23 protein-coding genes are annotated in these 22,006 nt (G+C 63.9%); 4 read left to right on the top strand and 19 right to left on the bottom strand.

Annotation, left to right across the window (positions count from 1 at the left end; genetic code table 11):
• Window positions 1-8: 8 nt before the first annotated feature.
• Entirely contained in the window at window positions 9-485 is a 477-nt protein-coding gene (locus tag ACR0CU_RS00705) for a class I SAM-dependent methyltransferase (protein WP_170444383.1), read from the top strand.
• Here the strand turns inward: ACR0CU_RS00705 and ACR0CU_RS00700 are convergent, their stop codons facing one another.
• Window positions 486-1,628, bottom strand: coding sequence for an alpha-D-ribose 1-methylphosphonate 5-triphosphate diphosphatase (locus ACR0CU_RS00700; RefSeq protein ID WP_480642243.1), 1,143 nt, complete (start codon window positions 1,626-1,628; stop codon window positions 486-488).
• Window positions 1,629-1,680: 52 nt separating this feature from the next.
• Between ACR0CU_RS00700 and ACR0CU_RS00695 the strand changes: the two genes are divergently transcribed.
• Window positions 1,681-2,364, top strand: coding sequence for a DUF1045 domain-containing protein (locus ACR0CU_RS00695; protein ID WP_480642241.1), 684 nt, complete (start codon window positions 1,681-1,683; stop codon window positions 2,362-2,364).
• Here the strand turns inward: ACR0CU_RS00695 and phnN are convergent.
• The 7 genes from phnN to phnG all read right to left on the bottom strand — a co-directional run bounded on the left by phnN (window position 2,340) and on the right by phnG (window position 7,590).
• Window positions 2,340-2,894 (bottom strand): phosphonate metabolism protein/1,5-bisphosphokinase (PRPP-forming) PhnN, encoded by a 555-nt coding sequence (gene phnN, locus ACR0CU_RS00690; RefSeq protein ID WP_480642239.1) that lies wholly within the window; start codon window positions 2,892-2,894, stop codon window positions 2,340-2,342. The two genes, ACR0CU_RS00695 and phnN, sit on opposite strands and share 25 nt — an antisense overlap.
• Window positions 2,891-3,574 (bottom strand): phosphonate C-P lyase system protein PhnL, encoded by a 684-nt coding sequence (gene phnL / locus ACR0CU_RS00685; protein WP_170364989.1) that lies wholly within the window; start codon window positions 3,572-3,574, stop codon window positions 2,891-2,893. The genes phnN and phnL overlap by 4 nt, the downstream gene beginning before the upstream one ends.
• A gap of 24 nt (window positions 3,575-3,598) precedes the next feature.
• On the bottom strand, window positions 3,599-4,369 hold the full coding sequence (gene phnK, locus ACR0CU_RS00680) for a phosphonate C-P lyase system protein PhnK (protein WP_170357044.1): 771 nt from the start codon (window positions 4,367-4,369) through the stop codon (window positions 3,599-3,601).
• The gene (locus tag ACR0CU_RS00675; protein ID WP_217356750.1) at window positions 4,366-5,226 is read right to left on the bottom strand and encodes an alpha-D-ribose 1-methylphosphonate 5-phosphate C-P-lyase PhnJ; all 861 of its coding nucleotides are present in this window, start codon (window positions 5,224-5,226) and stop codon (window positions 4,366-4,368) included. The genes phnK and ACR0CU_RS00675 overlap by 4 nt, the downstream gene beginning before the upstream one ends.
• Window positions 5,227-5,461: 235 nt before the next feature.
• Window positions 5,462-6,553: a carbon-phosphorus lyase complex subunit gene (locus ACR0CU_RS00670; RefSeq protein ID WP_170441467.1), complete on the bottom strand. Its 1,092-nt coding sequence runs from the start codon at window positions 6,551-6,553 to the stop codon at window positions 5,462-5,464.
• A gap of 3 nt (window positions 6,554-6,556) precedes the next feature.
• On the bottom strand, window positions 6,557-7,132 hold the full coding sequence (gene phnH / locus ACR0CU_RS00665; protein WP_170444373.1) for a phosphonate C-P lyase system protein PhnH: 576 nt from the start codon (window positions 7,130-7,132) through the stop codon (window positions 6,557-6,559).
• On the bottom strand, window positions 7,129-7,590 hold the full coding sequence (gene phnG, locus ACR0CU_RS00660) for a phosphonate C-P lyase system protein PhnG (protein ID WP_170444370.1): 462 nt from the start codon (window positions 7,588-7,590) through the stop codon (window positions 7,129-7,131). Before phnG ends, phnH begins: the two co-directional genes overlap by 4 nt.
• Before the next feature lie 102 nt (window positions 7,591-7,692).
• Between phnG and phnF the strand changes: the two genes are divergently transcribed.
• Window positions 7,693-8,409 (top strand): phosphonate metabolism transcriptional regulator PhnF, encoded by a 717-nt coding sequence (gene phnF / locus ACR0CU_RS00655; RefSeq protein WP_170371796.1) that lies wholly within the window; start codon window positions 7,693-7,695, stop codon window positions 8,407-8,409.
• A gap of 6 nt (window positions 8,410-8,415) precedes the next feature.
• On the opposite strand, the gene ACR0CU_RS00650 is transcribed toward phnF, so the two are convergent.
• The 5 genes from ACR0CU_RS00650 to phnC form a co-directional block, all read right to left on the bottom strand.
• Complete coding sequence (locus ACR0CU_RS00650) at window positions 8,416-9,033, bottom strand: LbetaH domain-containing protein (protein WP_170444367.1); 618 nt, start codon at window positions 9,031-9,033, stop codon at window positions 8,416-8,418.
• 24 nt (window positions 9,034-9,057) lie between these two features.
• A complete protein-coding gene (gene phnE / locus ACR0CU_RS00645) occupies window positions 9,058-10,425 on the bottom strand; it encodes a phosphonate ABC transporter, permease protein PhnE (protein ID WP_170444364.1) in 1,368 nt (455 codons plus the stop codon).
• On the bottom strand, window positions 10,422-11,303 hold the full coding sequence (gene phnE / locus ACR0CU_RS00640) for a phosphonate ABC transporter, permease protein PhnE (protein WP_170357037.1): 882 nt from the start codon (window positions 11,301-11,303) through the stop codon (window positions 10,422-10,424). The genes phnE (ACR0CU_RS00645) and phnE (ACR0CU_RS00640) overlap by 4 nt, the downstream gene beginning before the upstream one ends.
• A gap of 66 nt (window positions 11,304-11,369) precedes the next feature.
• Window positions 11,370-12,272, bottom strand: coding sequence for a phosphonate ABC transporter substrate-binding protein (phnD, locus tag ACR0CU_RS00635; protein ID WP_170444361.1), 903 nt, complete (start codon window positions 12,270-12,272; stop codon window positions 11,370-11,372).
• Window positions 12,273-12,340: 68 nt separating this feature from the next.
• The gene (gene phnC / locus ACR0CU_RS00630; RefSeq protein WP_170444359.1) at window positions 12,341-13,162 is read right to left on the bottom strand and encodes a phosphonate ABC transporter ATP-binding protein; all 822 of its coding nucleotides are present in this window, start codon (window positions 13,160-13,162) and stop codon (window positions 12,341-12,343) included.
• Window positions 13,163-13,346: 184 nt separating this feature from the next.
• Here phnC and rpe point away from each other — a divergent pair, with 184 nt between their 5' ends.
• Complete coding sequence (gene rpe, locus ACR0CU_RS00625; protein ID WP_170357034.1) at window positions 13,347-14,036, top strand: ribulose-phosphate 3-epimerase; 690 nt, start codon at window positions 13,347-13,349, stop codon at window positions 14,034-14,036.
• Window positions 14,037-14,149: 113 nt separating this feature from the next.
• On the opposite strand, the gene ACR0CU_RS00620 is transcribed toward rpe, so the two are convergent.
• The 6 genes from ACR0CU_RS00620 to ACR0CU_RS00595 form a co-directional block, all read right to left on the bottom strand.
• Window positions 14,150-15,640 (bottom strand): class I adenylate-forming enzyme family protein, encoded by a 1,491-nt coding sequence (locus tag ACR0CU_RS00620; RefSeq protein WP_170444356.1) that lies wholly within the window; start codon window positions 15,638-15,640, stop codon window positions 14,150-14,152.
• Between the two features lie 39 nt (window positions 15,641-15,679).
• Window positions 15,680-16,099 carry a PaaI family thioesterase gene (locus ACR0CU_RS00615; RefSeq protein WP_170444354.1) on the bottom strand — a complete coding sequence of 140 codons (420 nt, stop codon included), beginning with the start codon at window positions 16,097-16,099 and terminating at the stop codon, window positions 15,680-15,682.
• A complete protein-coding gene (locus tag ACR0CU_RS00610; protein ID WP_170444351.1) occupies window positions 16,080-17,207 on the bottom strand; it encodes an acyl-CoA dehydrogenase family protein in 1,128 nt (375 codons plus the stop codon). The genes ACR0CU_RS00615 and ACR0CU_RS00610 overlap by 20 nt, the downstream gene beginning before the upstream one ends.
• Window position 17,208: 1 nt before the next feature.
• Window positions 17,209-18,399: an acyl-CoA dehydrogenase family protein gene (locus ACR0CU_RS00605; protein WP_170444348.1), complete on the bottom strand. Its 1,191-nt coding sequence runs from the start codon at window positions 18,397-18,399 to the stop codon at window positions 17,209-17,211.
• Between the two features lie 102 nt (window positions 18,400-18,501).
• The gene (locus ACR0CU_RS00600) at window positions 18,502-19,677 is read right to left on the bottom strand and encodes an acetyl-CoA C-acyltransferase (protein ID WP_170444345.1); all 1,176 of its coding nucleotides are present in this window, start codon (window positions 19,675-19,677) and stop codon (window positions 18,502-18,504) included.
• Window positions 19,677-21,773 (bottom strand): 3-hydroxyacyl-CoA dehydrogenase NAD-binding domain-containing protein, encoded by a 2,097-nt coding sequence (locus ACR0CU_RS00595; RefSeq protein ID WP_170444341.1) that lies wholly within the window; start codon window positions 21,771-21,773, stop codon window positions 19,677-19,679. Before ACR0CU_RS00595 ends, ACR0CU_RS00600 begins: the two co-directional genes overlap by 1 nt.
• Between the last annotated feature and the right edge of the window lie 233 nt (window positions 21,774-22,006).

The following is a 22,006-nucleotide window of genomic DNA, read 5'->3' as shown; positions in this document are numbered from 1 at the left end:
AGACATTGATGAGCCGACTGGATTCCATGCTGCGACGCCTGACCGCCCAGCGCGACGGGCTGAACTGGGCTGCGGCGCGGATCAAAGGGCTGAAAGGCGATGTTCTGGACATGGGTTTGGGCAACGGCCGCACCTATGACCACCTGCGCGAGATCCTGCCCGACCGGCGCATCTGGGTCATGGACCGGGTTCTGCAATGTCACCCGGACAGCACCCCTCCGGCCGAAGATTTTCTGCAGGGCGAGGCCGAACCGATGCTGAAGAAGCTGGCCGAACATGGCCCGCGGATCGCATTGGCGCATTATGATTTCGGTCGCGGGATCAAACACGAAGACGTGGCCGAAGCGGCGAGGCTCAGCAAGCTGATTGGCTCGGTCATGGTTCCAGGCGGGTTGCTGATTTCCGGCCAACCGCTGGAAGGGTTCGAGCAGATCAACGGCCCGGACTCCATCGCGCCTGACCGCTATCTCTTCTACCTCGCCTGATCAGGCCACGCGCTGCCCGCGCGACCAGACCGCGGTCAGGGCCGGGACGTCGCCCCGCATTCGAAATCGGATCAGGTCTGCCCGCAGCCCCGGTTTCAGAGCGCCGCGATCCGCTAGGCCCGCCGCCCGCGCCGGAGCCCGTGTCACAGTGGCGATGCCACGCGCCATGTCATCCCAGATGCGCCCAAGAGTAACGGCTGACAACAGCAAGGCTGACGGCACATAGTCCGACGACAGAATGTCCAAACACCCCAAGTCGGCCAGTTCCCGTGCTGCCACATTCCCAGAATGTGACCCGCCCCGGATCAGGTTTGGCGCGCCCATCATGACCTGAATGTCATGAGCGTGACAGGCCCGTGCGGCGTCGACCGTCGTTGGGAATTCGGCCAGCCGAATGCCATGACGGGCGGATATCGCCACTTGCGCCTCGGTCGTGTCGTCGTGGCTGGCCAGAACCGCTCCGAAGCGGCGCGCGGCGTCCACGGCCTCCTGCTCGTGGCGGTCTCCATTGCGGTCCCTCAGCCCCCGCAACTGGTTGACGTGCCGTGCGAACATGTCGTCATCCATAGCGTACTTGCCTTTGAGATAGGCTTCGAACTTGGACAGGTCCCTAAACTGGCGCTGGCCGGGCGTGTGATCCATCAACGAAACGATGCCAACCCGGTCTTCTGGACCGAATTCCTGCAATTCCTCGACCAGCGTCTCAGAACAGACTTCGGCGCGCAGATGCAGAAAGTGGCTGATCTTGAGTGCGTCCTGCTCTCGCAACTCCCACAGCTCGCGCGACAGTCCGCGCGCGTATTTCAGATACCGTCCAGCACCGGAGGGGATCGACCCCACCCGCATGGCGTCAAAGACCGTCGTGATCCCGGTGCTGGCCAGTTCCGCGTCATGCGCCAGAATGGCTGCGGCATGGGGCCAGTCCACCTTGGGCCGCGGCTGGATGTGGCGTTCCAGGTTGTCGGTGTGCAACTCGACCAGGCCGGGTGACACATAGTCCCCGTTACAGTCAATCGCGCCTTTCGGAACAGCCGCGCCGGTGTCTATGTCAGCGATCGTCTGGCCAACGATACGGACACACCCCCGGACGGTCTCATCCGGCAGAACAAGCAACGCATTGGCAAGGGTCAGTTCATCTGTCATCGGATTTTCACGTGGTTTGAGGTAAGGAGAGGCCACGCAACAGGAGGCCATTGTGAATTTTGCGCGATACGCGATCTATTTCGTTCCCCCAGCCCAATCCGACTGGAGCAGGTTTGCAACCGCGTGGCTGGGGTGGGACATCGATGCGGGACGGACCGTCGACCATCCGGCCATTGACGGGTTGGACGTCGCCTCGGTAACACAAGTGCCGCGCAAATACGGGCTTCATGCCACGATGAAGCCGCCATTTCGCTTGCGTGAAGATCAGTCGCTGTCCGCTTTGGAGGACACCTGCGCCCGTTTGGCCGGTAAATTCGCCCCCGTTTCGCTGGACGGGCTCGAAGTTGCACGCCTTGGTCGGTTTCTTGCTTTGCGGCCCGTGGGCGACACACGAGACCTGAACGCGCTGGCGGCGGCTTGCGTCCGCGACCTGGACCCTTTTCGTGCCCCGGCCTCGGAAACCGAGATGAACCGGCGCCGAGCGGCCGGGTTGACCATGGAGCAGGACGCAAATCTGACGAATTGGGGCTACCCATACGTTCTGGAGGCTTTCCGCTTTCACATCACCCTGTCCGGTCGCCTGAGCAAGCCGATGCTGGCAAACGTGCAAACCGTGCTGAACCAACGGCTTGTCCCATTGCTGCCAGCCCCTTTTGAGATAGGGGACCTGGCCCTTGTGGGCGAGGCTGAAGACGGGCGGTTCCATATGCTTCAACGGTACGCCCTTTCGGGTTGAAGACCGGACAAGATGGTTTCAACGGTCGCATCCAGTGACCCGGAATTGTCGACCTCGATCACGTGGTTCAAGCCTTCGGTCAGGGCTGCAGTGGCGCGCTCCAAACGCCGGGCTTGATCGGCCGCGCTTTCCCGGCCGCGCACTGCCAGACGTTGTGCCAGAACCTTTGGTTCGGCCGTCAGGGATATCACGATCAGCTCTCGAAATTCCTTCTGCGCCTCGGGCAACACGGCCCTTGAGAGGTTGACCAGAACTGCATCGGCCCTTCGGCGTTGGTCCGTGATCGCAACGGGTATGCCGTAGTGCAGCCCGTGCGCGGCCCAGCACAGAACAAAGCAGCCCTCTTGGGCCATTGTTTGAAACGCCCGGTCGGACACGCGGTCAAAATCCTCATCGCCTTCGCCATGGGGACGGGTGATGACTCTACGCACCCTTTCGAAGTTCGACGCGCGCGCCAGCAGTGCTTGGATCACGCTGTCTTTTCCAACACCCGAAGGCCCGACAACTGCAATGACCGGGGCCATCTTCATGCCGCCGCCCCCGGCGCAAACTGCGTGACGTCGACCACGCGGCTGCAGACCCGGTCACGGGCCTCTTGGTCGTGGAATATCCCAATGATCGCCGCGCCGCGGGCCTTTGCCTCTTGGATCAGGGACAGCACGGTTTCGCGGTTTCGTGCGTCAAGGCTGGCCGTGGGTTCATCCAGCAACAGAGCCGGATAGTCATGCGCAAAACCACGCGCGATATTCACCCGTTGCTGTTCACCGCCCGAAAATGTCGTGGGACTGAGGCGCCAAAGCGGTTCCGGAATATTCAGGCGCTGAAGGAGGCCCGCTGCCTTGTCCAGTGCGGTCTGCCGCTCGCACCCCTGAACCAGAAGCGGTTCGGCCACGACCTCCAGCGTCGGCACCCGCGGCACCACGCGCAGGAACTGACTGACATAGCCCAGGGTCTCCCGGCGGAGTTGCAGGATCTCGCGCGGTTGGGCCCGGGCGACGTCGAGGCCGCCCACCCGCACCTGCCCCGAGGCCGCCAGGTAATTGCCGTAGATCACCCGCATCAGTGTGGACTTCCCGGCCCCGCTGGCCCCGGTCAGGGCCATGCATTCTCCGGCCCCGACCTGCAGCGACGCGCCCGCCATCACCGGGATCACGGCGCCGCCCTGATTGTGCAGGGTAAAGCTCTTGCTCACGTCGATCAGTTCAATCATCGGATTTCATCTTTTCTGTAGCATTCAAACCTGCAGGACGCTGGACACAAGCAGTTGCGTATAGGCATGCTGCGGGTCGTCCAGCACCTGATCGGTCAGCCCCGCCTCGACCACCTCGCCATCCTTCATCACCATCAAGCGATCCGCCAGCAGCCGCACCACGGCAAGATCATGGGTGACGATGATGGCGCTCAGCCCCATCTCGCGCACCAGACCGCGCAGCAGGTCCAGCAGCCGCGCCTGCACCGAGACGTCCAGCCCACCGGTCGGTTCATCCATGAAAACCAGCCGCGGACCGGTCACCAGGTTGCGCGCGATCTGCAACCGTTGCTGCATGCCGCCCGAAAACGCGCTGGGGCGGTCGTCCACGCGGCTTTCCGCTATCTCGACCCGGCCCAGCCAATCCAAAGCCTGCCCGCGGATCTGGCCATAGTTCCGGCTCCCCACGGCCATCAGCCGTTCGCCGATATTGCCGCCGGCGCTGACCGACATGCGCAGCCCGTCGCGGGCATGTTGATGCACAAAGGCCCAGTCGGTGCGCCCCAGCATCCGGCGGGCCGGTTCCGACATCGTGACCGTGTCCACCGGCCCGTCGGCGCGGGTATCAAAGATCACCTGCCCGGCATCCGACTTAAGATGCCCAGCCAGACAGTTCAGCAGGGTCGACTTGCCCGACCCGCTTTCGCCGACGATCCCCATTACTTCACCGGGGTAGAGGTCGAAACTGACATCCCTGCAGCCGATCCGCGCGCCATAGCGCTTCTCGATGCCTTTGACCTGCAAGAGCGGGGTCATGCCGCACCCTCCTGCGCCAAACGGCCTTGGTGTCCGGCCTCGCGGCGGGACCGGCAGAAATCGGTGTCCGAACACACGAACATCCGGTTGCCTGCATCGTCCGTGATCACCTCGTCCAGGTAACTGTCTTCGGCCCCGCACAGATCGCAGGCGTGATCGGCCTTGCTGGCCTCGAACGGATAGTCCTCGAAATCGAGGCTGACCACCCGCGTATGCGGCGGCACCGCATAAATGCGCTGCTCGCGCCCGGCCCCGAACAGCTGGATCGCGTCCATTTCCAGTTTCGGATTGTCGAATTTCGGGATCGGAGACGGGTCCATCACATAGCGGTCGGCCACCCGGACCGGATAGGCATAGGCCGTGGAAATCGCGCCGTGCTGGCTGATGTCTTCGTAGAGCTTCACATGCATCAACCCGTATTCCTGCAGGCTGTGCATCTTGCGCGTCTCCGTCTCGCGCGGTTCCAGAAACCGCAGCGGTTCGGGGATCGGGACCTGATAGACCAGGATCTGATCGTCGCGCAGCCTGGCCTCGGGGATACGATGGCGGGTTTGGATGATGGTCGCCTTCCCGGTCTCTTCGGTCGTGGCCACGCCCGCCGTCTTCTCAAAGAACTTGCGGATCGACACAGCATTGGTCGTGTCATCTGCTCCCTGATCGATCACCTTGAACACATCGTCCGGTGTCAGCGTCGCGGCCGAGACCTGAACCCCGCCCGTGCCCCAACCATAAGGCATGGGCATCTCACGGCTGGCAAACGGCACCTGATAACCCGGAACGGCCAAGCCCTTGAGAATGGCCCGGCGGATCATCCGCTTGGTTTGTTCGTCCAAATATGCGAAGTTATACTCATTCATTTGATGTATCACTTTCGTTTTTTGGTGTTGTTGTGGACGGTTTTCTGGTTACCTCGGCCTTCGCGGTCGTCATGCTCTACTTTCTCTGGCGCAGGATACATTCCCAGCGACGGCGCCGGGCCATGCGGCGGGACGCGCGAGGCGAATGGTCTGCGATCAGCGCGGACGCGCCACGCCGGGCTGCGGCTGGCAGGGCATCTCGGCCGGCGGACAGGATGCAGGAAGGGCACTGAAGTCATTCGGCGGCCTCGCGCGGTTCCAGGCGTTCTTCGGCTTCGCGGCGCAATTTGCGTACCAGTTCCAATTCGGACTGGAAATCGACGTAATGCGGCAGTTTGATATGCTCCAAAAAGCCGGTCGCCTGAATGTTGTCAGCATGGCTGAGGACGAATTCCTGATCCTGCGCCGGGGCGCCCAGATCGTCTTCGCCCAATTCCTCCCAGCGCAAGGCGCGGTCCACCAGCGCCATGGCAATGGCTTTGCGCTCGGACTGGCCGAAGACCAGCCCATAGCCGCGCGTAAATTGCGGCGGCTCGGTCTTTGATCCCTTGAACTGGTTCACCGTTTCGCATTCGGTCAGGGCGATCTCTCCGATCTCGATCGCGAAGCCCAGTTCGGGGATATCCATCTCGACCGCGACGGTGCCGATGCGCAGCTCACCCACGAAAGCGTGGTTGCGGGCATAGCCGCGCTGGGTCGAATAGGCCATGCCCAGCACGAACCCCTCGTCCCCGCGCGTCAGTGCTTGCAGGCGCAGGGGGCGGTCCGCCGGGAACTCCATCGGTTCGCGCGTTAGGTCGCCGGGCGGTTTATCGCTGGCGGGTTCGTCCTGGATCAGGCCTTCGTCCTTCAGGAATTTGGTGATGTGCGGGGTCGGTTCATGGCGCGGCGCGGCGGTGGGGGCCTCAGGCACCGCGCCGTCGGCGGCCAGTTTGAAATCCAGCAGGCGGTGCGTGTAGTCGAAGGTCGGGCCCAGAACCTGCCCACCCGGCGCATCCTTGAACGTGGCCGAGATCCGGCGGTCGCAGGCCATGCCGCCGGTATCGACCGGGGTCGAATAACCAAACCGCGGCAGGGTGGTGCGGTAGGCGCGGATCAGAAAGATCCCCTCGATCAGATCACCCCGCGCCTGTTTGATCGCCAGCGCGGCCAGATCGGGATCGTACAGAGAGCCCTCGGCCATCACGCGGTTCACCGCAAGGCTGAGCTGTTCACGGATCTGGGCCAAGGACAATTCGGCCACGCCGGGATCGCCCCGGCGTTCCTCTGCCAGCCAAGCATGGGCGTTTTCAATCGCCTTTTCGCCCCCTTTGACGGCTACGTACATGGCCTAACCCTCGGGCTGGATGCGGGTGCTGCGCGGCAGGGCCGCAACCATATCCCCGCAGGTGAAGAAGAAATCGCACCCCAAGGGGTACAGGTCCGAATTGGCCTGCAGCGCCGCGACATCGGGCATGGACAGGCGTGCAGTGTCGCGGATGCCGGGCCCTTGCAGGGTGGCGCCGGATTGGTGCAATACGTCGCACTCCACGATCAGGGTGGCGGATCGATCGGGATATTCCGGCGTGCCGATCCGGTACTGGTCCAGCGGCACCAGATCCTGCCAGAAACCGACGGCAAAATCCGCCTGCGCGGCGGGCACGAGGGGCGCTCCGGTGTGGAAAGTCAGCCATTGGCGAATGGCCGGGTTGTCGGCCGCGCCCGCCAGATAAACGCCCGTATCCGGGTCGCACAGCGTCAGCAGCAGCGTTCCCGCAGCGACCGACAGGCCATCGGGCGGGGTCGCGCCGACCAGCTGCCGAATCTCGCCCGGACGCGCCATCACGGTCATGGCCGCACGAAAGGCGTGCGCTGCCTGAACCGGCGCATCGGTGAAACCGCCCGAAAAACGGGTCTGTGGGGTCATTGATCCTCTCCCCGAACCATCGTGAAGAACTCGACCTTGGTGGCCGCGGCCTTGGCGGCCCGGGCCGTTCTGGCCGCCTGGACCTGGCGGGTCAGCGGCTCGAGGATTTTCGCCCGCACCGCGCCCGCGTCCCCGGTCTGCATCAGCGCGTCGATCAGAGCGGCGGTTTCGGCATGGGTCTTGTCGCGCCCCTGCACATATCCGTGGCCCTCGGTTCCGTCAGGCAGAACCAGAGCGCAGCGCGTGACCGTCATCTCGCCCAGATTGAAGGGCGCGCCCGAGCCGCCTGCCCGCCCCCGCACCATGACGCCGCCGATCTCGGGCGTGCGCAACCACTGGAATTCGGGACTTGCGCCATAGGCGGTCCAAAAGGCAGCCAGCGCCTCGGCCGGCGCACGTGCCAGAAGGCCCAGCCAGGCCCGTCGATCACCCGTCGCGATTTTTGTCTGATCCGCCATCAAAGCCTCTTGGCCAAGCTGTCTACAACTACTATACAACTAGACAAATAATAGCGGGGCAAAGGGTGACTCGCAACGAATATGCTGTGAAGTTTTGATGACATGAGCCAAACACCGATCTGGAAGACCATCGCGCTGGCGCTGACCGCCGACATCGCCGAGGGGCGCTTTGCAACCGGCGACCGCCTGCCGACCGAGGCGCAGTTGGCCGCGACCCACGGCGTGAACCGCCACACGGTGCGCCGGGCCCTGGCCGAACTGGCCAGGCAAGGGCTGGTGCATCCCCGCCGCGGGGCAGGCGTGTTTGTTTCGGCGGCTGCAACCGATTACCCGATCGGCAAACGGGTCCGGTACCACCGGAACATCTCGGCCAGCGGCAAGATTCCGGGCAAGCGGGTGCTGTCTCTGATCACCCGCGCCGCCGACAAGACCGAGGCCGAGGCGCTGGCCCTGGCCCCCGGCGACCCGGTGCATGTCTATGACGGGTTGTCGCTGGCCGATGGCCAACCGATCGCGGTGTTCCAAAGCGTCTTTCCCGCCGCGCGCCTGCCCGACCTGCCCGAAGCGCTGGCCCAGAACGGCTCGGTCACGCGGGCGCTGCGGCACTGTGGCGTGGCGGATTATACCCGCATCTCGACGCGCCTGACCGCCCGCGCGGCTGATGCGATTCAGGCCCGGCACCTGCACCTGATCGAGGGCGCGCCGGTTCTGCATTCGGTCGGCATCAATGCCGATCCGCAGGGGCATCCGGTTGAATACGGCAAGACCGTCTTTGCGGGCGAGCGGGTCACTCTGACGCTGGATGACGATCACGGGTGATGCCGGTCAATCCTCGTATTTCTCCAAAAAAGCCTCGGCGGGCAACGCGCGGAAATCCGGCAGCGCCGCGCGCAGTCGGGCATTGTCCCAATCCCACCAGGCCAGAGCCATCATACGCTCGGCCACGTGTTCGGGGAACCGGCATCGGATGGGGTGGGCAGTGACGCCGCCGACGATGGTATAAGGTGGCACGTCCTTGGTCACGATCGCCCCGGAGGCTACGATTGCCCCGTGCCCGATCGTCACCTCGGGCTTGATGATGGCCGCGTGGCCGATCCAGGTGTCATGCCCGATATGCGCCAACCGCCCGGCGCGCCGGGCGAACCAGTCCGCGTCGTCCTCGGCATCGTCCCAATAGTCGGCCGAGCGGTAGTGGAAGTGATGCAGCGACGCTTTCTCGATCGGATGGTCGGTGGCGCCGATCCGGGTGAAACTGGCGATATTGGCGAATTTCCCGATCCGTGCATTGGCGATGTCGCAGGTGCGGTCGCAATAGGTATAGTCCCCAAACACCGAATTCGTCACCCGCGTTCCGGCACCGATTTCGACAAAGGCGCCAAAGCTGCTGCCGGTTATCTGGCAATCCGGGTGAATGAAAGGCTGGTCCGGTCGCAAGCGCGCCATGGTTTAAATGTCCTCGTATGCGGTTCAAGGCAACATCAGGGGCTTGGCCTGCGGATCGCGCTGTTTGCGCGACTTGGGCGGCCCGCCCTGGATCAGCCGCCTGCGCAGCCAGCCCGAAAACCAGTCCATCAGCATGACCATCAGGATGATCAGCACGATGTAATAGGCGACTTCCTCCCAGTCTTTCTGGGTGATAATCGCCTGTGTCAGCAACAGACCGATCCCGCCCCCGGTTATCGCCCCGATCACGGTTGCGCTGCGGGTGTTGGATTCCAGGAAGTACAGGAGCTGACTGAGCAGAACCGGCGTGATCTGCGGGATCACACCGAAACGATATTTCTGCGGCGCATTGGCCCCGGTAGACTGCACGCCCTCGATCTGCTTCTGATCAACATTTTCCAGCGCCTCGGAGAAGATCTTGCCGAAGGTGCCGGTATCGGTGACCAGGATGGCCAGCGCCCCTGTTAGCGGCCCTGGCCCGAAGGCGCGTGCCAGAACCACCGTCCAGATCAACGCATCAACACCGCGCACGAAGTCAAAGATACGACGAGTGGCAAATCGGACCGTTCTAAACGGATTGAAATTTCGTGTCGCCAGAAATGCGAGGGGCAAAGCGATCATCCCTGCCCCCAATGTACCCAGAAAAGCCATCAGAAGCGTTTCAAAGATCGCCCACGCAACATCCTGATGGCGCCACATCTTGTTGGTCCAGAAATCGTCAAAGATTTCTGCGGCCTCGCCCGAAGCGGCACGCCCCATCAACTGGCTGAAAGACTGACCGTGATAGGGGCTGTCCAAAGTGAACCAGAACAGTTCCCAACCGTTGAAATACCGGAACACCTCGGCCCGGTTGCGTGTCACGGTCAGCCGACCCGCCGGCGTGGTGATCGCCAGGCGATTCTTTGACATGTTGATCCAGTCCGGCACCTCGGCAGTCGGTAAGTCGGCCTGCACTCCGGCAGACCGGCTGGGCGTTGCGCGCACTGTTCCGTAACCCGGGATGTCATATTCCACGGTTTCAGGTCCAAAGCGAACAATGTGGCCGTCTTGCAGGTCAATCACGGTGGTTTCGCCCAAAACGACCCATTCCGGCGCAGTGCCATCCGGGTAAGCGCCCTTGCGCTCTCCTTCGATCGCAACGGACACCTGTCCGTTTCGATTGTCCCGCGTCACGTGAGTCTTGTAGCTGTAGCTGTCGGATACAAGCGTCTTGCCGTTTTCCCAGTTGGCCCGCTCGGCCAAGCCGGGAACGTCAAAGGCAAAGAAAACATAGATCAGGTATAGAATGACCAGCCCCGGCAACCCGAAACTCAGTGCCCGTTTGCGCCGAAAGATGTGGTCGGTTCTGGCTTTCAAGTCGTTGATCGGCAGATCAGTGGCAAAGGTGCTCATGCTGCGGCTCCTTTGGCGGAACCGTGTGTCAGACGGTCACGCAAAACGCCGGACAGCTGATCCACGGCCACGATGGTGACGAACAGAAGCAGAAAGATGGCCGCCGCCTCGTCGTAACGCCCCTGCCCCCAGGACATGGCGTTGCGCAACTCGTACCCCAAGCCGCCTGCCCCCACGAAACCAAGAATGGCCGAGGCGCGGATGTTGATCTCGAACCGCAGAAGAGCGTAGCTGACATAGTTTGGCCCGACCTGCGGGATCACGCCCAAATACATCCGCTGCGACCAGTTGGCGCCAACCGACTGCAGCCCCTCGACCGGTTTCAGAGAGGCGTTTTCATTCACTTCGGAAAACAATTTGCCCAGGGCACCGGCAGTGTGAATGGCGATGGCAATCATTGCAGGCACTGGCCCGCCGCCAAGAACAAAGATCAGAACCAACGCGATGACAATTTCCGGAACGGCCCGGCAAATATCAGAAATCCGCCGAAAAACGGGGATCAATGACGGCCACAGCGCCATGCCGCGGGTGGACATCAGCGCCAGAAAGGTGCCGCCCAGAGTGCCCACCAGCGTGGCCGCGGCGGCGATATTCAGTGTTTCGATCAGCGCGGGGAAGAACTCGACCAAATTCGCGGGCAATTCCCCGATCTTCTCCCAGGCCTCAGTCAGAACCTCGGCAGGGTAATCGAAAATGCGGTTCCACCCATCGGCAAAACTACCGGCGTTTCGCATGTCGGCGGTCCGGAATCCGGCCGCCATAAGTGCCACGAACAGGATCAGAAGTATCCCACCGTAGACCCGTTTTCGACGGGTCATGCTGGTGTAATCCTCCCGGATCCGGTCGAGGCCGGCGGATCCCGCGGTCAGGTCGGTCATGAAAGGCTCCGATGGGGATAATGGGGTCCGGTTTGCGGCCGGACCCCGAACAGAAGTTGCGCAGGCTTAGTTCGACTTCAGCTTGCGGGCTTCAATGATGATTTCGTAGGCCTCGTGGGTGATCGGCTCGAACGCTTTCGCCTCACCTGCGGCCACGCCATAGAAGCACTCACGGTCTTTGTCGGCCAGCCCGGCCATCAGGGCCGTCATCTTCTCTTTGACATCCGCCGGCAATGCCTTGCGCAGAACCACCGGACCTTCGGGGATCGGCTTCGATTTCCAGATTTCGACCATGTCGTTCATGTCGACCAGTCCGGCATCCACGGCGCGGCGCAGCGCACCCGAATTGTAGCCGTCTTCCCAGTTGCCCAGACCGTCGGCCCAGGTCACGCCACCATCCACGTCACCGTTGTTCACGGCGACGATTGTCTGCTCGTGACCACCGGTGAACTTCACTTCACCGAAGTAGTCACCCGACTCCATCGTTGCACCCGTTGCCTGAGGGATTTCGATCGAGGGGATCAAATACCCCGAGGTCGAGTTCGGATCACCAAAGCCAAACACCTTGCCTTTCATGTCATCAAGCGAGGTGATGCCGCTATCTTTGCGGGCGAACCCGACCGAGTAGTAGCCATACCCACCATCCACGTTCACCTTGACCAGAACCGGTTCGACCGCCTCGGGGTCGCTCAGATAGGTCTTGGCATAGGCGGAGGCGCCCAGCCAAGCCATGTCGATCGTGCCGCCCAGCAGGCCTTGGATCACGCCGTTGTAATCCGCCGGGGCAAACAGCTTGGTTTCGACACCCAGCGCGTCCTCGGTGTATTGGCGAAGGCATTCGTTGTTGTTCAGCCGGTCCTGCGCGTTTTCTCCGCCCAGAATGCCGATACGGAATTCGCTGATCTCCTCAGCCATGGCAGGTGCGCTCAGGGCAGTGGTCGCGACCAGGGCGGCAACAAGTTTCTTCATCTGTCTCTCTCCAGGTTGATTGGCCCACCCCATTCATCGGGCCGGGCGATGAATGAGGTGGTTGGGGCTCAGATCGTGGCCTCGGCTTCCATCAGAGCCTTCCGGGTGGCATCCAGTGTTTCGATCTCGGTCGAGGTCGCAGCCTCGGAGAAGCTGGCATCAGCGCCGTAGATCTCGCGGGCGACGCCGGTGGTCAGCTGTTCGGGCAGGCCGTCGAACACGATGCGTCCGTCGCGCATGCCGACCACGCGGTCGCAATAGCGGCGCGCGGTGTCCAACGTGTGCAGATTGGCGATCACGGTGCGGCCGTCCTCTTCGTGGATGCGGCGCAGGGCCTGCATCACGACCTGCGCATTCATCGGGTCCAGCGAGGCGATGGGTTCATCGGCCAGGATGATCTTGGGGTCCTGCATCAGGGCGCGCGCGATAGCGACACGCTGCTGCTGCCCGCCCGACAGCGCCTCGGCCCGTTTGGGGGCATGTTCGGCGATGCCCAGACGGTCGAGAATGTCGATGGCGCGATGGATGTCTTCCATCGGGAACAGGTTGAACATGGTCGCCAGCGTCGAGCGCCGGTTCAGCGTTCCATGCAGCACGTTCGAGACCACGTCCATGCGGGGCACAAGGTTAAATTGCTGGAAGATCATCGCGCAATCGGCCTGCCACGCGCGTTTTTCGCGGCCTTTCAGCGTGGTCACGTCGCGCCCGTGAAACAGGATCTGCCCGGCGCTGGCATCGGTCAGGCGGTTGATCATACGCAGCAGGGTGGACTTGCCCGCGCCCGACCGCCCGATGATCCCGATCATGCATGGCTTGTCGACGTCCAGCGTTGCGGTGTCGACTGCAGTATTGTCGCCGAAGCGCTTGGTCAGTTTTTCGATGCGCAACACGTGCCACCCCCAGTTCATGATGGAGGTCGTCTACAGCTGGTGCTCAACGGTGATGTGTCGATCCGGTGAAGCTTTTGTAACGGGCTGAAAGCGGATGGCCTATGCAAGGGCTGGGCAATGCCGCTCGTCCCGTCTATACGCGGGCTCAACACCTGAACCATCAGATCTGTCACATGAGGCCGCCATGAGCTTTGACCGCAAGATCAAGATCGCACCGTCGATCCTGTCCGCCGATTTCGCCAATTTCGGACAGGAGATCCAAGCCATCGAGGCCCAGGGCGCCGACTGGGTCCATGTTGACGTGATGGACGGGCATTTCGTGCCGAACCTCACCTTCGGCCCGCCGGCGGTCAAAGCGTTCCGCCCGCATGTCAAGACGGTGATGGATGTGCACCTGATGATCACGCCGGTCGATCCCTACATCCAGGCCTATGCCGATGCCGGCGCGGACTATCTGACGGCCCATATCGAGGCCGGCCCCCACACGCACCGCACGTTGCAGGCCATCCGTGCGGCGGGCATGAAGGCCGGCGTGGCGCTGAACCCGGGCACTCCGGCCGAAGCGGTCGAGCACCTGCTGGATCTGGCAGATCTGGTCTGCGTGATGACGGTGAACCCCGGCTTTGGCGGGCAGAAATTCATCGACATGACCGCGAAGGTGCGGCGCCTGCGCGAGATGATCGGCGACCGCCCGGTGCATATCGAAATCGACGGCGGAGTCGATCCCTCGACCGCCCCGTTGGTCGCGGCGGCCGGTGCCGACGTTCTTGTTGCCGGTTCCGCGGTCTTCAAGGGCGGGTCGGTTGCGAACCCGGACGTCTATGGCCAGAACATCCGTGCCATTCGCGCCGCAGCCGAAGGCCACGCGGCCTGACAGCGGCTCCCGCCCGTCGTCGACGTTTTTTGGCGAAACGCCTCCTCCTGTTAGGCCCGGCATCGGCGCAGCCGATGTTGCGCGGGCGCGGGAGCGTTTTGCCGGCCCTGCCCCTAGGCCAGTTGATCCGCGAAATGCGTCAGCAGCTTGTGTTTTAGAATCTTGCCCGTGGGCGCGGCTGGCAGTGACGTGGCCAGTACGATCCGGCCCGGCCGTTTGTAGCCCGCAAGACGTTCCGCCACGAACTCCGCCAACTCTGCCTCGGACACGGCGCCTATTTCAGGCACCTGAACAAAGGCCAGCACCTGTTCATCGCCGCCCACCCGGTGCCCGACCACCGCAGACTGGATCACCTGCGGATGGTCGTTCAGCGCGGCCTCGACCTCGGGCGGATAGACGTTGAAGCCACCGTGAATGATCAGCTCCTTGGCGCGGCCGACGACGTGCAGATTGCCCTGCGCGTCGAGCCGACCGAGATCGCCCGTGCGCAACCATCCCTGGGCCAGAACCCGGCCCGTTTCCTCGGCGTTGCGATAGTATCCCTTCATCACATGCGGGCCGCGCGTCAGGATCTCGCCCACGCCATCTCCGCCGCCGGGTATGGTTTCGTCAATGCGCAGATCGACCCCCGGCAAGGGCGGGCCGACCGAGATATCCGGATCCCCGATCCGGTTGTGCGAGGCGCAGATCCCCGCCGTGCTTTCGGTCATGCCATAGCCATTCTGCAGTGCGACGCCATAGAACGCCTCGGCCTTGCGTTTCCACGCCGGATCCAGCGGGGCGGCCCCGGACGAGGTGTAGCGCAGGGCGCCCGACGGCAGCCGTTCCACCCCCTGTTCCCTGGCATATTGCATCAGCAGCGCATGCATCTGCGGCACACCCGAAAACACCGTGACGCCCGCGTTCAACGCGGCGAAGGCGCGGTCCGCCGCGAACCGGGCATCCAGTTGGACGAAAGCCCCGGCCAGCGCCGATCCGGTGACGATCGAGGCCAGCCCGAAGATGTGCGAAATCGGCAGCACGCCATAGACCACGTCATCCTGCGTCAGTCCTCGAAAATTCGCCGAGGTCAGCCCGCCGAACCGCAGGTTTTCATGGGTCAGCATCACACCCTTGGGCGTTCCGGTTGTGCCGGTGGTGAATAGCATCGCCGCGACATCCGCCAGATCGGGGTCGGGCGCGCTCGGGTACGGAGCGGCCAGGTGCATCTGCCCGAAGGCCCCGGAAACAGGCTGGGCCCCGGCCCTGTGCGCATGGCGTCGCGCCTCCGAAGACGCCGCCGATGTGAACAGGATCACTGACGGAGTGACGTGATCCACAATGCATGCCAACTCAGCCGCGGTCTGACGGGCGTTCACCGGCACCACGCAGGCGCCGATTCGGGAACAGGCAAACAACGCGGCCACCGCCGCACAGCAATTCTCGAGCACCAGCATGACCCGATCGCACGGGCGCACCCCCGAGGCCAGCAGGATGTCTGACAGCTCGGAAATCGCGCGGTCGAGGTCGGCAAAGCTCCAATCGGCCCCGAACCCGTCGGCAAAGGCGCGGGCCCGCGGACGGGTCCGGATCTGGGCATCCGGATAATCGTGCCACTTGTTCATGTCCCTTCGCCCTCCCCTGCGCCGGAACCGGTTTTGCGCTCAGCGTTTCATGGTGCGCTTGAACACTCCCGCCGCCGTTGCGATCAGGGTTCCGTCGTCGCTGTGCAACTCTCCGGTCACATAGGCCAGCGTGCGCCCGCCACCCGTTGCGCGCCCCGTGGCCGTCACGCGCCCCTGACGCACCGCCGCCACATAGCTTGTGTTCAGCGACAGGGTCAGAACCAGCGGATGTTCGTCCCGGTCGAACCAGGCCGAGGCGGTGTTGCCGCAAGCCACGTCCAGAAGCATGGCGATGATGCCGCCATGCAGGATGCCCTGGCTATTCAAGTGATCCGCCCGGATGGTCAAATGACACCGGGCACGGCCGTCGGGGTCGGACAGATCCACCTCGAACCCGATCGCGTTCTGACAGCCCGATCGCCGGACCCTTGGGTCGTCTTCAGGCCGCGCCGAGTGCAATGAACCTCTCCAAGTGATAATCCGCGTCGCCAAACCTGTGATCCGACATGACGATCCGCTTGGCAATATGCGCCAGCTCATATTCCTGCGTCATGGCGATGCCGCCATGCATCTGGATCGTTTCCTCAGCCACCAGCCGGCCCACCCGCGACACAAGGTTGCGGGCCGCGGCGATCTGCCGGTCGCGGTCGGGTGCTTCAAGGTGACCGGCCGCGTTGATCACCGCCGAGCGCGCCTGCTCCAGCTCGATCAGCATATCCGCGAACCGGTGCTGCAGGGCCTGAAAGGTCCCGATCGGGCGGCCGAACTGCTTGCGCGTCATCAGATATTGCCGTGTCAGTTCCACCGCACTTTCCATAGCGCCCAGAACCTCGGCGACCAGCGCGACATTGGCTGTGGCCACAACGCTCATCAGCGGCTCGAACCCCTGCCCCGCGGCGCCCAGACGCGCGCTTTCCGGCAGGCGCACATCGTCCAGAGTGACCTCGGCCGCACGGCCTCCGGCCAGCATCGGATACCCGCGCAGACCCAGCCCCGGCGTATCAGCTGGCACCAGGAACAGAGATATGCCGTCCAGATCGAACGGCCCGCCCGTTTCGCGCGCGGATACGATCAGCTGCCCGGCGGCCTCGGCATTCACGACCACGGCCTTGCGCCCGTTCAGGATCAGATCCGTGCCGTCGGTCCGCACGGTGGTCTCGACCCGGCTCAGGTCATACCGGCTGGCAGGCTCACCATGCGCCAGCGCCAGATGCAGCGCGCCCGAGATCACCTGATCCAGCAACACTCGCTGATCGGGGGTGCCCGCCTGCGCGATCAGCCGGCCGCCCAGAATGCAGCTGTCCAGAACCGGCTCGACCACCCCGGCCCGGCCCAGTTCCTCGAACACGGTGGCGATGTCAAAGCCCGCCCCGCCGAACCCGCCATCCGCTTCGTCGAACAGCGCGCCCAGAACGCCCAGATCGGCCAGTTCGCGCCAGATGTCGGCGCTGAACCCCGCCGCGCTGTCCAGAATGTCGTTACGCACCGGAGTAGTGTAGCGGTCGGCCAAATAGCGCCGCAGAGTGTCCTGCAGCATCTGCCGTTCTTCGGTCAGGTTGAAATCCATCTCAGCCCCCCATCTTGACCTTGGCGATGATACCGCGCTGGATCTCGTTCGACCCGCCGAAGATCGACAGTTTCCGGTTGTTGAAATACTGGGCGGCGACCGGCGCGGCATAGTCCGGCCCGATCGGGTCGTTGTCGCCTGCCACCGCCTCGGAGGCGAAAGGCATCGCATAAGGCCCCACCGCGCGGCGGGCCAGGTCGTTGATCTCTTGCCGGATGATCGTACCCTTGACCTTCAGCATCGAGCTTTCCACCCCCGGTGCCTGTCCGGCCGAAGCCTGGCTGATGATGCGCATGTTGGTGGTGGCCATGGCCATCAGGTCGATCTCGACCCGTGCCAGCCGGGCGGCGAAATGCGGGTTCTCGATCAGGGGGCGGCCATTCGCGGTTTCGATCCGGGCAATCCGCTTGACCATGTCCAACCCCGCCTGGCTGAAGCCGACACCGGCGATGTTGGTGCGTTCATGCGTCAGCAGATACTTGGCATAGGTCCAGCCCTTGTTCTCTTCGCCCACTAGGTTTTCGACCGGAACACGCACATCGTCAAAGAACACTTCGTTGACCTCGGGCGTTCCGTCCAGCAGGACGATGGGGCGCACCTGGATCCCCGGCGTGTTCATGTCGATCAGCAGGAACGAGATCCCCTCCTGCGCCTTGGCCTCGGGGTCGGTGCGCACCAGGCAGAAGATCCAGTTGGCGTATTGCGCCAGCGTGGTCCAGGTCTTCTGGCCATTGACGACATAGTGGTCGCCGTCCCGCACCGCGCGGGTCTTCAGCGAGGCCAGGTCCGACCCGGCGCCCGGCTCGGAATAGCCCTGGCACCACCAGTGTTCACCATTCAGGATGCGCGGCAGGAAATAATCCTGCTGTTCCTTCGAGCCGAATTTCTGCAGCACCGGGCCCAACATCGACAGGCCAAACGGCACGATGCGCGGCGCATAGGCGGCGGCGCATTCCTCCTCGAAGATATGGCGCTGAACCGCGTTCCACTCGGCGCCGCCAAACTCCTTCGGCCAGTTGAAATTCAGCCAACCGCGCTCGTTCAGCGTGGCGTGCCACCACTCATACCCTTCCTTGCCGATATTCCGGCCAGCCCGGATCTTGTCCGAGATCTCCTTGGGCAGTTTCTCGGCCAGAAAACCGCGTACCTCGTCGCGAAAGGCCTTCTCCTCGTCCGTATAGTTCAAGTCCACAGCCGCCCTCCTCCTCGACGCGATCGGAACCTTGCCTGCCCGGCCCCGCGAGCCGGGCTGCGCCGGGCTGGCCCTCGATGGGCTGGCCCGGTGCCCCTTTCTTCAATAGATCTCGAACAGACCGGCCGCGCCCATGCCGCCGCCGATGCACATGGTCACGACACCCAGCTTGGCCCCGCGCCGCCGCCCTTCGCGCAGCAGATGGCCGACCATCCGCGCGCCGGTCATGCCGAACGGATGCCCGATGGCGATCGAGCCGCCGTTCACGTTGCATTTCTCGTCATCGATTCCCAAACGGTTGCGGCAGTACAGCGCTTGCGAGGCAAAGGCTTCGTTCAGCTCCCACAGGTCGATGTCCTCGACGCTCAGACCATGCCGTTCCAGCAGGCGCGGCACCGCAAAGACGGGGCCGATGCCCATCTCGTCGGGCTCGCACCCCGCCACGCAGAACCCCTTGAACGCACCCATGGGCTCCAGCCCCCGACGCTCGGCCTCGGCGCTGTCCATTACGATCACCGCGGCTGCGCCGTCCGACAGCTGGCTGGCATTGCCGGCAGTGATGTAGTTTCCGGGGCCGCGCACCGGCTCGAGTGTGGCCAGCCCTTCCAAGGTCGTGTTCGGCCGGTTGCATTCATCCCGGTCCACGGTGACCTGCCGATGCGAGACCTCGCCCGTCTCTTTGTCCTTGACCGCCATGGTGGTCTGCATCGGCACGATTTCATCGTCGAACTTGCCCGCCGCCTGCGCCGCCGCGATGCGCTGCTGCGACCGCAGACCATAGGCGTCCTGTTCTTCGCGGCTGATGCCATAGCGCTCGGCCACGATGTCGGCGGTCTCGATCATCGTCATGTAGATCGCCGGCTTGTGCTCCTGAATCCACGCCTCGGGCACCGGGCGGGTTTTCGGCTGAACCAGCGAGATGCTCTCGACCCCACCGGCCACGATTGGCCCAGCGCCGCCCTCGGTGATGGCCTGCGCCGCCAGCGCCACGGTCTGCAGCCCCGACGAGCAGAACCGGTTCACGGTCATGCCCGAAACGCTGACCGGCAGCCCGGCCCGGATGGCGATCTGGCGGGCGATATTGCTGCCGGTCTCGCCTTCGGGGAAACCGCAGCCGATGATGCAATCTTCGATCTCGGCGCCATCCAGCCCCGACCGCGCGACCGCGGCCTGAACCGCGTGGCCGCCCATCGTGGCGCCGTGGGTCATGTTGAACGAGCCCCGGAACGACTTGGCCAGCCCGGTGCGCGCGGCGGATACGATTACGGCTTGTTTCATCACTCGGCGTCCTTGTTCAGATCATCAAAGCTGCGGCCCTCGGCCACCAGTTTTTCCAGCAGCGGCGCGGGTTGCCAGAAATAGTCATCCTCGGCCGACCAGGCGCGGATGTCGTCCAGAATACCCGGCAGGCCCTGCAGATCGGCCCATTTCAGCGGCCCGCCGCGATAACGCGGGAACCCATAGCCATAGAGCAGCACCACATCCACATCCAGTGGGCGGCGGGCGATGCCCTCGCCCACCACCTTGGCGGCCTCGTTGACCATCGAGACCATATATCGCCACACGATCTCGTCATCCGTGAACGTGCGCGGGGTGATACCCTGCGCCGCGCGGTCGGCCGCGATCAGGTCCAGAACCTCGGGGTTGGGCGAGCCACCGCGCTTGCCCTTTTCATAGACATAGAAGCCCTTACCGGTCTTCTGTCCGAAATGCCCGGCCTCGCACAGTTTGTCGGCATAGCTGCTGTCGCGGTCGCGCGGGTCCAGCCCCTCGGCGCGTTTGCGTTTGCGCACCGCCCAGCCGATATCCAGCCCGGCCAGATCGGACACCGCGAACGGCCCCATGGCAAAGCCGAAATCGGTCAGCGCCTTGTCGATCTGGAACGGGCTTGCCCCGTCCAGGACCATGTGGTCGGCGCAGGTGCGATAGGTGCTGAGGATGCGGTTGCCGATGAACCCGTCGCACACCCCTGCGCGCACCGAGACCTTTTTCAGCCGATGCCCCAGCGCAAAGCCGGTGGCGACCACCTCGGGCGCGGTCTTGTCGGCCACAACGATCTCGAGCAGCTTCATCACATGGGCAGGCGAGAAGAAATGCAGCCCGATCACGTCCTGCGGCCGCGTGGTGGCGGCGGCGATCTCGTTGACGTCCAAATACGAGGTGTTGGTCGCCAGAACCGCCCCCGGTTTGCAGACCGCATCCAGTTGGGCAAAGACCTGTTTCTTGACGTCCATATCCTCGAACACGGCCTCGATCACCAGATCGACGGCGCTCAGCGCGTCATAGCCGGTGGCAAGCTGCAGCTGGTCCGACAGGATCGTGTCGTGCTGGTGCTGGCTGATCTTGCCGCGCTTCAGGGCGCCCGCCAGGTTTCCGGCGATCCGGTCCTTGGCCGCATGGGCGGCCTCCTGCGTCATCTCCAGCAAGGTCACGGGCAGACCTGCCAACAAGGCGGCGGTGGCGATCCCCGCGCCCATCGTGCCGCCGCCGATGACCCCGATCTGATGCACCGGACGCGGCTCGACACCCTTCAGTTCGGGCAGCTTGCCCACGGCGCGTTCGGCGAAGAAGGCGTGAATCAGACCCTTGCGCTGATCCGATTCCATCAACTGCATGAACAGTTCCCGCTCGCGCGCCATGCCCTCGGCAAAGCTGGGCGCCTCGCAGGCGGCTTGCACGGCACGCACGGCAACGGCGGGGGACAGTTGGCCGCGGCCCTTCTTCAGAACGGCCTCGTAGACCCCATCGAAATCGACGGGGTCCGGCGCGGGCATCTCTCCGACCGCGCGGCGGGGCGCGCCCGCGTCAAGCAGCTCTTGCGCATAGGCCAGCCCGATCTCGCGCGGGTCGCCATCCTGCACCTTGTCGATCACGCCTAGCTTCAGCGCCTCGTCGGCGCGGACATGGCGGCCGGTTGTAATCATGTCGAGCGCAGCCTCGACCCCGGCCACGCGCGGCAGACGCTGGGTTCCCCCGGCACCGGGCAGGATGCCCAGATTGACCTCGGGCAGGCCGACCTTGGCCGAGGGAACCGCGATGCGGTAGTGGCTGGACAGCGCAACCTCGAGCCCGCCGCCCAGCGCCGTGCCATGCAACGCCGAAACCACCAGCAGGGGCGAGGCCTCGATCCGGTCGCACAGGCCCGGCAGCCACGGTTCCTGCGGGGGTTTGCCGAACTCGCGGATATCGGCCCCCGCGAAATAGGTCCGACCCTTGCCGTAGATTAGCACCGCCTTTGCGCCCTCGGCCTCGGCCCGTTCGATCCCGGCCAGCAGGCCCCGGCGCACATCCACGCCCAGCGCATTGACCGGCGGGTTGTTCGCCGCCAGCACCGCGATATCGCCAATCCGTTCGTATTCCACCGCCTCGGACATCAGACTTGGTCTCCTCTTGCCAACCCCAGCTTGTTCCGCACTGCGGAACAATATTCCGCAACAGATTGAACCCGTCCGCGCGCGGGTTCAACCCCTTATACCCGACTGCGCCGCCGGGCCGCATTTCTTGCCGGCGAGCGGGCCCCAAACAACTTGTGAACCGGATCGCGGAAAACCGTGTTAGGCTTTGCCCACCCAGCCAATAAATTCGGCCGGGAGCGAAAACAGATTGC

The organism is Ruegeria sp. BC2, from assembly GCF_056539245.1.
This window is presented reverse-complemented; position numbering and strand designations above follow the sequence as displayed.